Raw genomic sequence first — 14,495 nt, 5'->3', positions numbered from 1 at the left:
AAAAAACTAGGGAATAAAAAAGGGTGGACTATATATCCACCCTTTTACTTTAGTAAATAAGCCGTGATTTAGTTTATAGTAAATGTACTCTCGCTAAGTATCTCCATCGGTACATCCATATCCTGCGGAATCATGCCTCCTGCGAGCAACGTCATTTTACCTTTTATTTCAGAGATCACTTCCATTTTGCTGGGCCACCCGCTTTTTAAATCAACGGTACCTTTTGTCATCTGTCGTCCGCCTAAATCTACTTTTGCCTGCATGCCATTTATAGTTGTAGTCTTATCCTTATCGACCGTAACAACGATACCATCACTTACGATAGATGCAACCGTGCCTTCAAGTTTTTCGAATGTCCACGTGTTGTTAATCTGCATCGGGAAGTTAAGCGCAGTGCTCACGGTGTTCTTCCAGGTATCACCTGTCTTTACTTTCGCAGTCGGGTATTGCATCAGCGACATTTCGATACTTGCTTTGATGGATTGCTCACTCATTGCTTGCTGAAGAGATTGCTTCGCTTGTTCGGCCGCTGCGGGCTCCATGCCCAGTTCAGAAATTCCGGAGTATAGATTCTCGGTGCCTTCTACTTTTTCAATCACACCTTGCTTGTTCATAAAAATGTAGAACGGCTTCTTGGTCATAGTCTTCATCATCTTGTTTTGCATGGTATCATCGGTACCCTCGCTGTCCATCGTAACATCTCCCATGGGTGCAGGCATCTTCATCAACATCTTAATTTTAGAATATGTAGTTTCTACTTTCGCTCCGGTAGCGGTTAATGCAACAACCTTTAATTGCATGGCACCATCCAGCGAAATGTTTACCGACATCTCTCCTGCCCCTGGCACAGATTGAGTAATGGTTTGCCTGGTGGTTTGAATCCATTCGTGTACATCGCCTACTTTGAAAATATACTCGAGCTTAACTTCTTTAGCAGGGTTAGTAAAGGCACAGGCTATAAATACAAGAACTACAAAACGCAATGCTTTCATAAGGTGTTTATGGGATGATAGAAAATTTAAAAACTCAGTTTAGTCTCTTTTTATACTCTTTAGCCACGAGCCAATACTCCATCGGGTTGATTCCTGAACAATGGTACCACTCTCTGCTGCGCGATTAACTTTCTCAACAGTATAAAATGCACTGGGCAAAATATCTTTTAGTTTCAGCAAAAGATCATCGAGGTGTTCTCTTTCTAAAACTGTAAACACCAGGTTTTCGTGTCCGTCTGGTCCTTCAGCATGTACATGCGTATAGCGAAACTGCTGCGAAGAGAGAAAAGCAAGCAGGTGATAAACTTCTTTACGAGTTATGATACGAACAATCACTTTACCATACGCGATTCGTTCTTCAATGATCATCCCAACAAAAATACCCGAAGCAAAACCAGCGGGATAGGCGATATAGCAGATCCAGTTATCGAGGTGCTCAAAGATTTGTCGGATAGCCATCAGCCAAATGAATGATTCAAAAAAACCGAGTATTGTAGCCGTTGCCTTTCGTCCTCCCAACACGTAGATGATACGAATCGTGTTTATCGATACATCGGCAATGCGCGCGAAAAAAATCATCAGCGGCAGGATCAGAAAACTGAAGAGGCTTTCACTAATTCCCAGTGTACCGATAAAGAAATCTTCCATGATTTTGCAATAATTTAATTAACATTCCCGACCTAAGCTCTATAAAAGCTAAGTTAGCGAGCTTCGGCCCGTAAGCTATACATTGACTTTTTATTTTGCTCATGTTCATCGGCTTTTTTATCACGGGTCGTCTCAGTAACTTTATTCCGAATAAACTCAACCCGGGTTGCATCCTTAAAACGTAAAACAGAACCGTCAATCTACTTTCAAAAGAATCTGTGCCCGTGAATAAAAGTCGCAGCATGGAAATCTTAAAAACCCACAAAAGATATGAACCTTAAACAGAAATTTTCCGAGAGCGACCTCCAACGCATTAAAGAGGCAGTGAAGAAAGCGGAAGATAAAATTTCAGGAGAGATAGTTCCTGTTATTGTAGAACGCAGCGGTTTCTATTCGGAAGGAAACTACCGGGGCAGTTTGATTGGTGCATCGCTCATGTTTGTTTTTATGATCATACTCGATCGCTATATAATTACAGATGCTGCCAACACGCTTTACTACGATCCCGTTTTTATTTTCATCGCGGTAATTCTCGGAGGCGCTATGGGTGCAGTACTTCCTAATTTTATCGATCCGCTCAAGCGATTGCTGGTAAGCCAGCGACACCTCGATTACTCTACACGCCAGCGTGCTGAGAATGCTTTTCTGGAAGAAGAAGTTTTCAACACACGTCATCGTACCGGTATCATGATCTTCATTTCATTTTTTGAACACGAAGTAATTGTTATGGCTGACAAGGGTATAAGCAAAGTAGTAGATCAGAAACAATGGGATAAAATTGTCGCAGATCTGATCACTCATATTCGTGCCGGAAAAATTGTAGAAGGTCTAGAAGCATCGATACAACGCTGTGGTGAAATTCTGTTGGAAAAAGGATTCTATAAAACGGAAGATGATACGAATGAGTTAGGTGATGAACTTCGCTTTGATCGTTGATCAGGCCGATCGCTATCGGTAAACATTTCAAAAAATTCCTAACTCCAGATTTCATCACATGACTTTCAGAATTCTTTTCATCCTTTTATTTATACCATTCCTTTCGTTCGCCCAACGAAGTATACCTGAACACGGAGGTATGTGGGTACACGATGAAGCCAATGTATTATCAGCACAGACAAAAGCTGAACTCGAAACGATTTTAAAAGCAGAACGCGATTCAACCTCTAACCAGATTGCCGTACTCATCATTCCTTCTTTGGAAGGTGATGCACTGGAAGACTATTCTCTTCGTGTTGCAGAAAAATGGAAGCTCGGTCAGAAAGATAAAGACAATGGTGTGTTGCTGATCATTTCCATTAACGACAAACTGGTGCGCATTGAAACCGGCTATGGATTGGAAGGAGCACTCACCGATGCTCTTTCAAGTCGCATCAACAGAAATGAAATCGCTCCGAGATTCAGGCAAGGCGATTTTGATGGTGGTGTAAAGGCTGGCGTGTTGGCTATTATGCAGGCTATAAAGGGCGAGTATAAAAATGACGCACCTCCTCCGAGAAAGAAATCCAGAAAGAACTCTCCGCTCATCACATTACTGATTATAGTTGCCATTATTATTCTTGCTTCACGCAGACGTGGTGGAGGCGGTGGTGGTGGCTGGTCATCACGTGGGGGATGGATTGGTCCGATCGGCGGATTTGGTTCAGGCTCAGGTTCTGGCTCGTGGGGTTCGGGTTCCGACTTCGGTGGTGGCGGAGGATTTGGTGGAGGCGGCTCCAGCGACTCGTGGTAAGCTTGTGATTTAAGAAAGTAAAGAATGAAAAAAGTAGCATTGCTTGTTTGTCTGTTAACACTGGTATTCACAACGTGGGCGCAGCGTGCTGTACCTGAACTGTGGGGCCATCGCATTCACGATGAAGCGCACATTCTTACGCAGGCTACTGCAGACAACCTGGAGGCTACACTACGAAAGCATGAAGATTCTACTACGAATCAAATCGCTGTTCTCATTATACCATCTCTCGATGGAGAAGTGCTCGAAGAATATTCCATGCGAGTAGCACACGATGTCTGGAAACTGGGAACCAAGAATAACGACAACGGTGTGCTGTTACTCATTGCTGTTGACGACCGAAAGATGCGCATTGAAGTTGGCTACGGACTTGAAGGTGTATTGACAGATGCGTTGACAAGTCGCATTATCCGAAATGAAATAGCCCCTCATTTTCGAGATCAGGAATATGATGCTGGTGTTACGGCCGGAGTAAATGCAATTGTTGCCGCGATCGGCAATGAGTATAGAACTGCAGATAGCAGCAGTGATACTTCTGAAAACAGTTCGCTGGAAATGGATATGACCTGGCAGGAGCGTTTGCTTATAGGAGCTTTCATCTTTGGTATACTCGGTATATTTACAGCGATCGGCATTTTTATACCGGGATGTGGCGGTTGGTTTATGTATGCTTTTCTCATTCCGTTTTATGCTGTATTTCCGCTGGCAGTAGTCGGGGTTACCGGAGGTATGATTTTGTTAGGTATATATACGATCGGATTTCCGATTGTGAAGATATTGCTGGGGCGAAGTGCCTGGGGTAAAAATGTAATGAGTAACCTGCAATCCGGAAAAGGCTCTGGCGGGAAACGAGGAGGAGGCGGTGGCTGGGCATCTGGTTCTGGTTGGTCATCCGGAAGAAGTTCTGGCTGGTCGTCTGGTGGAAGCAGTGGCGGATTCTCCGGAGGTGGAGGAAGTTTTGGAGGCGGTGGTAGCAGCGGGTCGTGGTAACTTTGGACTATGAATACAACGGAGCATTTAGCACAGCAGTATCAACTCGTTAAAGGTTCACGCAACGTTGTGATAGAGTTTTGCCACAAGCTTGATGGCAACGTGTTCGTAAAGTTGAATTCATTCAACAATAAAAGTATATCCGATTTGCTGGTTCACGTTACGCATGTATATACTTTCTGGCTCGGAAAATTTTCGCTTAAAAAAGAGGCTGTGTTTGCTGACCCGGATAAAATCAACAGCCTGGATAAACTTCAGCTTCTCTTTGAAGATGTGAATAACCTCGCATCAGAATTTCTAAAATACACAGATCAGACTTCCATCCGGGAAATTTCAGGTGAAGCCGGAACACCACCCCAACGCATCACGCGTTCTCCAGTGGAAATTTTCACGCATGTAATTACGCACGAATTCCATCACAAAGGTCAGATACTCATCATGGGCAGACAACTCGGTTTTGTGCCGCCTGATACGGATATCATTCGCTTTTAATGGTAAAAAATACTGACAATCATTTCAATAGGCCATATCCTAATCCTATTTTTGGGCCTTCTTTAAAATACGTTATAAACAAGAGCCTGGGCAGCGAAAGAGCATTATGTTAAGGCCGTAAAATATCAGCAAGCGTAAAAATCGTATCACTACAAACAAACCACTTACCCTGATGAAAAGAGATAAAGTTATTTTCGACCTCATTGAAAAAGAAAAACAACGCCAGCAACATGGCATCGAACTGATTGCTTCCGAAAACTTCACGTCACTGCAAGTAATGAAGGCAATGGGTACTGTGCTTACCAACAAGTATGCTGAGGGTCTTCCCGGAAAGCGTTACTACGGAGGTTGTGAAGTAGTGGATGAGATCGAGCAACTTGCTATAGACCGTGCAAAAGAATTGTTCGGAGCAGAGTGGGCAAACGTGCAACCTCACTCCGGAGCACAGGCAAACGCAGCCGTAATGTTGGCATGCTTGAAACCCGGTGACAAAATTTTAGGTTTCGATCTTTCGCACGGAGGTCACCTTACACACGGATCACCGGTAAACTTCTCCGGCAAACTATATCAACCACTGTTTTACGGTGTAGAGCAGGAAACCGGTGTAATTGATTTTGATAAAGTAATTGAAACGGCCAAGCGTGAAAAACCGAAGATGATCATCTGCGGTGCCTCTGCTTACAGCCGTGACTGGGATTATAAAAAACTTCGCGAAGCTGCCGACAGCGTTGGCGCCGTACTCCTCGCAGATATATCGCACCCGGCTGGTTTGATAGCAAGAGGTTTATTGAATGATCCGATGGAACATTGCCACATCGTTACCACGACTACACATAAAACGTTGCGTGGTCCGCGCGGTGGAATGATCATGATCGGTAAAAATTATGACAACCCGTTCGGCTTGAAAACTCCGAAAGGCGAATTGCGCAAAATGTCATCGGTGCTTGACTCAGGCGTATTTCCGGGTACACAGGGTGGTCCGCTGGAGCACGTGATCGCAGCGAAAGCAATTGCATTCCAGGAAGCACTGTCGGATGAATACATGGAATATATAGTTCAGGTAGCCAAGAACGCAAAAGCAATGGCGCAGGAATTCCTTGATCGTGGCTATAAAATTATTTCCGGAGGCACTGATAACCATTTGATGTTGATCGATCTTCGCTCGAAGAACCTCACCGGAAAACAGGCGGAAGAATCATTGATCCTGGCAGATATTACCATCAACAAAAACATGGTGCCGTTTGATACACAATCTCCTATGGTAACATCGGGTATGCGTGTAGGAACGCCAGCCATTACGAGCCGCGGTATGCAAGAGAAAGATGTAGTAAAAGTGGTTGAACTGATCGATGAAGCTTTACAGAATGTTGATAACCCGAAACAACTGAAAGCAGTGAAGAAAAAAGTAAACCGCTTGATGGAGAAGTTTCCGCTTTATTAATTTGAAGAAATCAGAATGACCTTCCTGATAAAAACAGGAAGGTCTTTTTTATAACGCTTACGAACCATGCCATTAGATCAGGACCCAATAGAAGAAGAAAGTGGAGAAAAGGAAATGTCATTTCTCGATCACCTCGAGGAACTCCGGTGGCATGTTATCCGCTCATTAGGCGCTATAGTTGTATTTACCATTTTCGCTTTTGTTGAAGTGAAGTGGATATTTACCAACGTAATTCTGGCACCGGCAAAATCAGATTTCTGGACTTGGAGAATGTTCTGTAAACTCGGCCAGGCCTTCAACTCGCAGGATCTGTGTATTGATGATATACCTCTCGAACTGCAAAGCCGCTTTATGACAGGGCAGTTTACGATTACCATCGTAGCAGCCTTCATCATCGGACTTGTATTTGCTTTCCCTTATGTTGTATGGGAGTTGTGGCGATTCATCAAGCCCGGCCTGCGCATCAACGAACGTAAAAATTCACGTGGTGTAGTAAGCGCTGTTTCAGCTTTGTTCCTGGCCGGTATATCTTTTGGATATTATGTTATTGCTCCGCTGATGGTATATGTTATGGTTAACTACCAGATCAGCGACATGATCAAAAACGAATTTGATATTACTTCGTATGTATCTACGGTAGTAACGCTGGTGTTTGGTAGTGGTTTACTCTTTCAGTTACCGGTAGTGATTTTCTTCCTTTCGAAAGTAGGATTGGTAACACCGGCATTCTTACGCAGATACCGCAAGCACTCGGTTGTAATTATACTCGTAATCGCAGCGATCATTACGCCTCCGGATCCGCTTAGCCAGACACTGATTTCTATACCATTGTATCTGCTTTTTGAAATCAGTATAATTATATCTGCAAGAGTTGAGAAACAACGAATGAGAGACGAGGAGGAAGAACGCAGACGTGAACAAGAATCAACCCCATCACCATCATGAAAAAAATAGCAATCGGCAGCGACCACGCTGGATTTGAATATAAGGAAGCCCTTCGCACCTGGTTGGAAAAGAATGGCTATACCTATAAAGATTTTGGAACCTATAGCACCGCTTCGGCTGACTATCCTGACTTTGCTCACCCGGTAGCCAATGCCGTGGAGGGCAAAGAATTTGATATGGGTATATTGGTATGCGGCAGTGCTAATGGAGTAGCGATTACAGCCAATAAACATCAGGGCATTCGCGCGGCTATCTGCTGGACAGAAGAGCTGGCAGGTTTAGCGCGTCAGCATAATGATGCCAATGTGGTTTGTATTCCTGCGCGCTTCATCAGCCTGGATGATGCAGAGAAAATAACAAATCGTTTTCTGACCGAGAACTTTGAGGGAGGAAGACACGCTAACCGCGTGGGAAAAATAGGTTGCTAGAATTTTAAGTCTGCATTCCTCCTGACTCCTGGTCGGGAAGAATGCAGATATATACCATGTCTCAATAGCTGAACTCGCCAGCTTCGCTTTTCACAGTAACCTTCTTGCTATCTGATGCTTCTACCCGACCGATAATTTTCGCGTCTACCTGATAGCTTCGTGCTATATCAATAACAGATTGAGCGTACTTTTCTTCCAGGTATAGCTCCATGCGATGGCCCATGTTAAATACCTTATACATTTCTTTCCAGTCTGTTTTACTCTGCTTCTGAATAAGCTTGAACAGCGGAGGTATAGGGAAGAGATTATCTTTTATCACGTGTACATTATCAACAAAGTGTAACACTTTGGTTTGTGCACCACCACTGCAATGTACCATGCCGTGAATTTTTGATCGCAGGTCTTTCAGTACTTCAATAATTACCGGTGCGTAAGTACGCGTTGGTGAAAGCACAAGTTTACCAGCATCCAGTGGAGACCCCTCAACTTTGTCTGTCATTCGGCACGTGCCGCCATATACCAGGTCTGCCATAATATTGTTGTCGTACGACTCCGGGTATTTAACTGCGTACTCCTTATGAAAAACATCGTGGCGCGCGGAGGTAAGACCATTGCTACCCATACCACCGTTATAGGAAGATTCGTAGCTAGTTTGTCCGTACGAAGCCAAACCGACAATAACATCACCACCCTGAATTTTACTGTTGTCAATAACATCGCTTCGCTTCATGCGCGAAACAACTGTGCTATCTACTACAATGGTTTTAACAAGATCACCAAGATCGGCAGTCTCGCCACCCGTGCTGACGATGTTAAGTCCGTGACTGCGCAGCATCTCCAGAACTTCTTCCGTTCCGTTAATGACGGCTGCAATTACTTCTCCGGGTATAAGACTTTTATTACGACCAATGGTTGATGAGAGGAGTATATTTTCAGTAGCACCCACACACAGCAAGTCATCTATATTCATGATGATGGCATCCTGTGCTATGCCTTTCCATACAGAAAGGTCGCCTGTTTCTCTCCAGTATACATAGGCCAGCGATGATTTTGTACCCGCACCATCGGCATGCATTACGGTGCAAAAATTTTCATCATGTCCTAAATAGTCGGGCACGATCTTGCAGAAAGCTTTCGGAAAAAGACCTTTGTCCAGTTTGCTGATGGCCTGGTGAACATCTTCTTTGGAGGCCGAAACGCCCCGCTGATTATAGCGATCGGAGTTCAATGGAATATCGATAAAGTAAAAGAAGATCTTTCATAAAAAGATCTTCCGGTTAAGAGTATATATTAAAGTTCTTTCTTGACCAGGAATTGCTCAAGGTCTTTCAGGTTGAGTACGCCTTCATAATATGCTTTGCCAAAAATTACAGCAAATACACCCATGTCATTCAGACGCTTGATGTCATCAACACCGCGAACACCACCACTGGCGAGTACACAGATCTCCGGAAAAGTATTGATGATCTCCTGGTAGTAATCAAACGCAGGTCCTTCCAGAACACCATCGCGCGAAACATCCGTAGACTTTACATATTTTAATCCGCGTGAATAGAAAAATTCAAGCTGCTCGAAAAGTTTAGTCTGCGTTTTACGCTGCCATCCGCGGAAGAGTAACTCTTTTGAATTGCGATCTACAACATCGGCACCCAGTGTTATTTTTTCGCGACCGTACGATATAATCCAGGAAGCAAACAACTCCGGATTTGTTACGGCTATACTGGCGGCAGTTATATAGTCTGCGCCAAACTCATATGCTTTGCTAATGTCTCCATCGGTAGATATACCTCCGGTAAAATCGATTTTGAGATCAGTATACCCGGAGATGGTTTCCAATACAGCCCAGTTAACAGGCGAACCTTTCTCGGCACCATCCAGATCTACCAGGTGCACTACTTCTATACCATGATCTGCAAAGCGCTTGGCCAGATCAAGCGGGTTTTCGTTATAGGCTTTTTCACTGGTCGGATCGCCTTTGCGCATCTTTACGACCTTTCCTTTCCGAATGGCAATAGATGGGATTACCTGGATCATTTATACTGGATTTTCTGAGGAGCCAAGTTACGATGCAAAGCTGAAAAACCCTTGAGGTAGCTGAAAAACTGAAAATTATTCACGGCAACGAATTTGCTTTACAAGCCGCATGGGCTTTGTGTTATTTGTAGCTGCTGTTTCCCCGCAGGGCGAAAAAAATCCGTGCTTCGCGCGCTTTATTTTGGAATAATTCTGCGGGTATCTGTGCAAATCAGCGGGCCATAACTTTTTCCCTATAAGGGGTAATGTAAAAGCTTCGCGTGCTTTTCACTAATTTTAGTAACTACATGAAAACCTATATGAGAAAAATTACTGTGTTGCTAGCACTGGCGAGTGTTGCCTTCAGCGCACTGGGCCAGGCGAAAGTCCGCAGAATGCCAAGTATTATTAATCACCCGTCACTAGATGTTTCCACTCCGTTTATCAGTCTGGATGGTAACGCACTGTTATTCGTTGCCAACAACGGTCAGGATGGTGGGCTTAACATTTTATATACTTCCCGCGAGTCAGACTGGAAGGAACCTGTTGATTTACCGAAGCACCTGAATACGCGTCTTAATTTTTTTAAAGGATATGCACTCAGTGCGGATGGCAAGAAACTATATTTTACCTGTGCGAAATCGCCTGTTATAGGGGGCTACGATATTTTTTCTTCTGAGCTTACCGGCAGCACCTGGAGTCAGCCGGAAAACCTCATGCTTCCTATAAATTCAAAGAGCAATGACGGAGCACCTTCCTTTACAGGCGATGGCAACACTATATATTTTATGCGCTGCGACAAGATGGATCAAAGTAAAGCGAGCGGTTGTAAAATTTTTGTGTCGAAGAAAAAATCAAATGGTCAATGGGAAGAGCCTCTGGAATTACCCGCTACTATCAACACGGGTAATTCACAAACGCCTCGAATTATGGCCGATGGCGAAACGCTCATCTTTTCATCGGATAAAATTACTCCGAACAAAGGAGGAATGGATTTATATATATCCAAACTCAGAAACGGCACGTGGTCAAATCCTGTGGCAATGGATTTTGTAAACACTGAAAAGGATGATCAATATGTAAGCGTAGCAGCATTGGGAAGATACCTGTTGAAAGAAGCGCCCGGTGCCCGAAAAAATTCAGAGATAACAGAGTTCCTGATTCCTGCCGAGATCAAGCCGCGCGGTTTAATGATGGTGGAAGGCAAGGTGACAGACAACACTGGTGCTGCTATACCAGCTTATATTTCCATTACAGATATAAATACCAAGAAGCGTGTTTATAGCGGTCGGCCAAATGCGAATGGAGTATACTCGGTTTTTTTATTGGAGGGTACCCGTTATGAAATGTCGGTAGATCCGGAGCAAAGCAATATATCTTTCTTCTCCAGAACGTTCGATCTTACCAGTGATAAAATTCCGCAGAAAGAGAAAGTAAATATAACATTGAAACAACTTCAACCTGGTGACGAAGTGCCGCTCAATGTTTCATTTAAACCCAACTCAGCTATACCCGATCCATCGGCAGAATCGGAGTTAAAGAGACTGGTGCGTGTTGCTAAAGCAAACCCATCGTTGAAATTTGAGATACAGGTTTTACTAAGCGGCTATGAAGAAGATACGATAAAATCTTCGGCTGATCTTACTGAACTTATTGTTGATTCTGTACACACCATAGTGAATAATGTCGATACCGTTGTTGTACGAAACACCTACCACAATGACAGAACGCGCGCGCAGGCGCAGGCATTGATTGATTATGTTGTTTCGCAGGGAGCAGACTCTAAAAACTTCCGCTACTTCGTAAATGCAATTCCGGCTGTTACTCCGGAAAACAGAAAGCTTACAGTGAAGGCTGTAGTCCGTTAAAAATACAAAGCTGCTACGACAAAAAAATAAAAAGAGCGGTTATCAGTACATCGATAGCCGCTCTTTTTTAATTCTTACAGCGTTTATTGCCTTCAATGCTTTCGGGCTGGCAAACACGGTTCTACATTCTCTCTGTTCGGTACTTCATGCAATTGCGATGGCCATTGCCTGTGATGGAGCTTCCGAAACAATATATAGCTTTATACTATATTTTCTCTGGCACTTATCTCGCTGATACTATACTTCGTACTCCAGCGCCATTAGTAAAGATTCTGAGAACTAAAATTCTAATACGAAAATGGAACAGCCACCAGGGTCTTGTCCCATATCAAAACCATTTCGGCATCCCCGCCTACTTTTTCAAAAGCGATGGTAAATTGTTCAAAGAGTCTGTCTTGCTTCACGGCATGGACATCAATCTTCAGCACATCACGCGCGGGATCGCGGTTGGCTTCACCTCCGGAATTAACACCCCATTGTCCGAATTCAGAATTTAGAATTATGGTCCACGTTTCTTCGCCTGGAATTGTCCACAGAGAATACTTTCCGCTCTTCAAAACCTTTCCTTCAAAGCGGAGGTCTTTCGATGTTTCAAAAGTTGTAGCTTCGTTGGCTCCGGTGCGCCACACAACACCATAAGGCACCAGGGCGCCAAAGATTTCACGTTCCTTTTTATACGGGCGATTGTAGAAAACTTTAACAGTCAGGTCTTTATCATTAAAAACCACCTCTTCTTCAGGACTGAAAGATTTGGTCTGTTTCTTCATATAGTACATCGTAACCCGGCCCAGCAGAATGAGAACAACAATTGCTATTCCGGTAAAAATCAAAAACTTTTTCATACTTACGTTAAGGTGGCCTCGCCGACAAGATCGTTATTCAAAACAATTTTTCAATCTTCTGATACAAAATACTGTCCTAGAACCTATTTTTACGGTCCTAAAAAAATATCAAAGTTATGGACGTAGCATCTTGGTGGCCTTTTTACGTGGTAATCACATTATTTGTTTTAGCCATCGTTTCTCCCTGGATCTTTCCGAACAAACAGGTGAGCAAAAACAAACACGACAACAAATTCTAAGAAGGCTCCCTCCCGGGCTTTCTTACCCAACCCATGAACATTTGTGTTTTCTGCGGCTCTTCATTAGGTCATAGTCCGATCTATGAAGCCGCTGCTAAAGAGTTAGGCGCTTTAATGGCCGCACAAGGTCACACCTTGGTATATGGTGGCGGCAATGTTGGGCTCATGGGTGTCATTGCCGATTCTGTTCTGCAAAATGGTGGTGAAGTGATTGGTGTGATACCAGACTTTTTACTTCAGCGTGAAGTCGGGCATCGTGGTGTATCGAAACTCGAAGTAGTGGGCTCGATGCACGAACGCAAAAAAAGAATGGCTGATCTTTCAGATGCATTTATAGCCATGCCAGGTGGCTGGGGCACACTTGATGAACTTGCGGAGATACTCACCTGGCGACAACTCGATCTCATCACGCAACCTATCGCATTACTGAACACAGCAGATTTTTTCAAAACGCTGGTAGACCAGATGCATAAAATGGTGGATGCCGGTTTTCTTCGGGCTTCCAACCTCGACTTTCTTTTGATCGAGCACTCTCCTGAAAAACTTCTCTCATCGATCCAGAGAGAAAATCAATAAACATTCGCACATTTTGACTTATCTTGACGTATAACCGAATACGGTTCACACGTTTGTATGGTGCGTATAATTCAGGTCTTCGTCCTTGTCATTGCTTGTGTTGGTAATCTCTCCGCTCAAACATTGGGCTTCTCTCTTCCTCCGGGTCAGAAGAAGGTTCAAATGCCCATCGAGATCTATAATAACCTGGTGGTGGTTCCTGTAGTGTTAAACAAAACACTCCCGCTGAAATTTATACTGGATACAGGAGTACGCACCGCCATCCTTACGCAAAAAACATTTACGGATATTCTTAATTTACCCTATTCACGCAAATATACTATATCCGGACCCGGTGGAGAAAAACTTGTAGATGCTTACGTCACCAACAACGTCACACTCGATCTTCCGGGTATACAAGGTCGTGGTCACGCCATGTTGGTACTTGAAGAAGATTACCTTGAACTCAGAAATTATCTTGGCACGGATGTGCATGGGATATTAGGCTATGAATTGTTTAGCCGTTTTATAGTACAGATCGATTACGAAAAGAAAGTGCTTACCTGCACTACTCCCGACCGATTTAGAAAATCACGGAAGTTTCAAACTATACCGATGAAGATTGAAGACACCAAGCCCTATATTATCACACCGATCTCCTTTCAGGATGGGACGAATATGAATGCAAAGTTACTCATGGATTCTGGTGCAAGTCACGGGTTAATGCTCGACCCGGCAACGGATCAGCGAATTACGGTGCCCGCACATGTTGTGAGCAGTGTTATCGGCCGTGGACTTGGAGGTGAGATTGTTGGTAAGGTAGGTCGGATCAAATCCATCGAGTTTGGAACCTACAAATTGAATAACGCGATCGCTAATTTTCCCGATCCCAACAGTTATTCCGATAGTATAAAGATTGGTAATGTGTTTCGTAACGGAGCTGTCGGTGGCGAGATTATGAGTCGCTTTACCATTATCTTCAATTTTCCGCAGGAAGAAATATATATCAAAAAGAACGCAGCCTTTAAAAAAGGATTTCACTATAACCTGAGTGGGCTTATTGTGAAAGCAAAAGGCTCGCAACTAAATGTTTTTGAAGTAACAGAAGTACGCAAACTTTCAGTTGCCGACAGAGCCGGTGTTATGGCTGGCGATATTATTACCAGTATAAATGGTATAACAACACAAATACTCACACTGAATCACCTGAACAGCTTTTTCAACAGTAAGCCTAATAAAAAAATACGTTTAGAGATCGAGCGAAAAGGTCAGCGTATGCGCAAGGAATTTTTGCTGGAAGATCAGATCTGAAA

The 14,495-nt window shown here is 43.7% G+C and carries 15 protein-coding genes; 10 read left to right on the top strand and 5 right to left on the bottom strand.

Going from position 1 to position 14,495, the window contains the following annotated elements:
- Window positions 1-68: 68 nt before the first annotated feature.
- On the bottom strand, window positions 69-992 hold the full coding sequence (locus ACFQ21_RS23735; protein ID WP_377583379.1) for a DUF6263 family protein: 924 nt from the start codon (window positions 990-992) through the stop codon (window positions 69-71).
- 39 nt (window positions 993-1,031) lie between these two features.
- A complete protein-coding gene (locus tag ACFQ21_RS23730) occupies window positions 1,032-1,640 on the bottom strand; it encodes a DUF2179 domain-containing protein (RefSeq protein WP_377583377.1) in 609 nt (202 codons plus the stop codon).
- A 270-nt stretch (window positions 1,641-1,910) separates the two neighbouring features.
- On the opposite strand from ACFQ21_RS23730, the gene ACFQ21_RS23725 reads away from it, so the two are divergent.
- The 7 genes from ACFQ21_RS23725 (at window position 1,911) to rpiB (ending at window position 7,665) form a co-directional block, all read left to right on the top strand.
- Window positions 1,911-2,576 (top strand): TPM domain-containing protein, encoded by a 666-nt coding sequence (locus tag ACFQ21_RS23725; RefSeq protein WP_377583375.1) that lies wholly within the window; start codon window positions 1,911-1,913, stop codon window positions 2,574-2,576.
- Window positions 2,577-2,634: 58 nt separating this feature from the next.
- The gene (locus tag ACFQ21_RS23720) at window positions 2,635-3,369 is read left to right on the top strand and encodes a TPM domain-containing protein (RefSeq protein ID WP_377583373.1); all 735 of its coding nucleotides are present in this window, start codon (window positions 2,635-2,637) and stop codon (window positions 3,367-3,369) included.
- Window positions 3,370-3,393: 24 nt separating this feature from the next.
- Complete coding sequence (locus tag ACFQ21_RS23715) at window positions 3,394-4,359, top strand: TPM domain-containing protein (RefSeq protein ID WP_377583371.1); 966 nt, start codon at window positions 3,394-3,396, stop codon at window positions 4,357-4,359.
- Between the two features lie 9 nt (window positions 4,360-4,368).
- Window positions 4,369-4,851 carry a DinB family protein gene (locus ACFQ21_RS23710; protein WP_377583369.1) on the top strand — a complete coding sequence of 161 codons (483 nt, stop codon included), beginning with the start codon at window positions 4,369-4,371 and terminating at the stop codon, window positions 4,849-4,851.
- 172 nt (window positions 4,852-5,023) lie between these two features.
- Window positions 5,024-6,292 carry a serine hydroxymethyltransferase gene (gene glyA / locus ACFQ21_RS23705; RefSeq protein ID WP_377583367.1) on the top strand — a complete coding sequence of 423 codons (1,269 nt, stop codon included), beginning with the start codon at window positions 5,024-5,026 and terminating at the stop codon, window positions 6,290-6,292.
- A 66-nt stretch (window positions 6,293-6,358) separates the two neighbouring features.
- The gene (gene tatC / locus ACFQ21_RS23700; protein WP_377583365.1) at window positions 6,359-7,237 is read left to right on the top strand and encodes a twin-arginine translocase subunit TatC; all 879 of its coding nucleotides are present in this window, start codon (window positions 6,359-6,361) and stop codon (window positions 7,235-7,237) included.
- Window positions 7,231-7,665: a ribose 5-phosphate isomerase B gene (gene rpiB, locus ACFQ21_RS23695; RefSeq protein WP_377584060.1), complete on the top strand. Its 435-nt coding sequence runs from the start codon at window positions 7,231-7,233 to the stop codon at window positions 7,663-7,665. The genes tatC and rpiB overlap by 7 nt, the downstream gene beginning before the upstream one ends.
- 61 nt (window positions 7,666-7,726) lie before the next feature.
- On the opposite strand, the gene ACFQ21_RS23690 is transcribed toward rpiB, so the two are convergent.
- A complete protein-coding gene (locus tag ACFQ21_RS23690) occupies window positions 7,727-8,893 on the bottom strand; it encodes an AIR synthase related protein (protein ID WP_377583363.1) in 1,167 nt (388 codons plus the stop codon).
- A gap of 62 nt (window positions 8,894-8,955) precedes the next feature.
- Window positions 8,956-9,699 (bottom strand): 1-(5-phosphoribosyl)-5-[(5-phosphoribosylamino)methylideneamino]imidazole-4-carboxamide isomerase, encoded by a 744-nt coding sequence (locus ACFQ21_RS23685; protein WP_377583361.1) that lies wholly within the window; start codon window positions 9,697-9,699, stop codon window positions 8,956-8,958.
- Between the two features lie 299 nt (window positions 9,700-9,998).
- Between ACFQ21_RS23685 and ACFQ21_RS23680 the strand changes: the two genes are divergently transcribed.
- Window positions 9,999-11,546, top strand: coding sequence for a hypothetical protein (locus tag ACFQ21_RS23680; RefSeq protein WP_377583359.1), 1,548 nt, complete (start codon window positions 9,999-10,001; stop codon window positions 11,544-11,546).
- Window positions 11,547-11,833: 287 nt separating this feature from the next.
- On the opposite strand, the gene ACFQ21_RS23675 is transcribed toward ACFQ21_RS23680, so the two are convergent.
- Window positions 11,834-12,388: a DUF2911 domain-containing protein gene (locus ACFQ21_RS23675; protein WP_377583357.1), complete on the bottom strand. Its 555-nt coding sequence runs from the start codon at window positions 12,386-12,388 to the stop codon at window positions 11,834-11,836.
- Window positions 12,389-12,660: 272 nt separating this feature from the next.
- On the opposite strand from ACFQ21_RS23675, the gene ACFQ21_RS23670 reads away from it, so the two are divergent.
- Window positions 12,661-13,203: an LOG family protein gene (locus ACFQ21_RS23670; protein ID WP_377583355.1), complete on the top strand. Its 543-nt coding sequence runs from the start codon at window positions 12,661-12,663 to the stop codon at window positions 13,201-13,203.
- 57 nt (window positions 13,204-13,260) lie between these two features.
- The gene (locus ACFQ21_RS23665; protein WP_377583353.1) at window positions 13,261-14,493 is read left to right on the top strand and encodes a pepsin/retropepsin-like aspartic protease family protein; all 1,233 of its coding nucleotides are present in this window, start codon (window positions 13,261-13,263) and stop codon (window positions 14,491-14,493) included.
- Window positions 14,494-14,495: the final 2 nt, after the last annotated feature.

The organism is Ohtaekwangia kribbensis, from assembly GCF_042676245.1.
GTDB lineage: Bacteria > Bacteroidota > Bacteroidia > Cytophagales > Cyclobacteriaceae > Ohtaekwangia > Ohtaekwangia kribbensis.
This window is presented reverse-complemented; position numbering and strand designations above follow the sequence as displayed.

Coding starts and splice junctions, on each gene's coding strand:
- ACFQ21_RS23730 (WP_377583377.1), bottom strand. CDS start 1,640: ATGGAAGATTTCTTTATCGGTACACTGGGAATTAGTGAAAGCCTCTTC.
- ACFQ21_RS23680 (WP_377583359.1), top strand. CDS start 9,999: ATGAGAAAAATTACTGTGTTGCTAGCACTGGCGAGTGTTGCCTTCAGC.
- ACFQ21_RS23670 (WP_377583355.1), top strand. CDS start 12,661: ATGAACATTTGTGTTTTCTGCGGCTCTTCATTAGGTCATAGTCCGATC.
- ACFQ21_RS23725 (WP_377583375.1), top strand. CDS start 1,911: ATGAACCTTAAACAGAAATTTTCCGAGAGCGACCTCCAACGCATTAAA.
- ACFQ21_RS23720 (WP_377583373.1), top strand. CDS start 2,635: ATGACTTTCAGAATTCTTTTCATCCTTTTATTTATACCATTCCTTTCG.
- ACFQ21_RS23665 (WP_377583353.1), top strand. CDS start 13,261: ATGGTGCGTATAATTCAGGTCTTCGTCCTTGTCATTGCTTGTGTTGGT.
- ACFQ21_RS23710 (WP_377583369.1), top strand. CDS start 4,369: ATGAATACAACGGAGCATTTAGCACAGCAGTATCAACTCGTTAAAGGT.
- ACFQ21_RS23735 (WP_377583379.1), bottom strand. CDS start 992: ATGAAAGCATTGCGTTTTGTAGTTCTTGTATTTATAGCCTGTGCCTTT.
- tatC (WP_377583365.1), top strand. CDS start 6,359: ATGCCATTAGATCAGGACCCAATAGAAGAAGAAAGTGGAGAAAAGGAA.
- ACFQ21_RS23685 (WP_377583361.1), bottom strand. CDS start 9,699: ATGATCCAGGTAATCCCATCTATTGCCATTCGGAAAGGAAAGGTCGTA.
- ACFQ21_RS23675 (WP_377583357.1), bottom strand. CDS start 12,388: ATGAAAAAGTTTTTGATTTTTACCGGAATAGCAATTGTTGTTCTCATT.
- ACFQ21_RS23715 (WP_377583371.1), top strand. CDS start 3,394: ATGAAAAAAGTAGCATTGCTTGTTTGTCTGTTAACACTGGTATTCACA.
- glyA (WP_377583367.1), top strand. CDS start 5,024: ATGAAAAGAGATAAAGTTATTTTCGACCTCATTGAAAAAGAAAAACAA.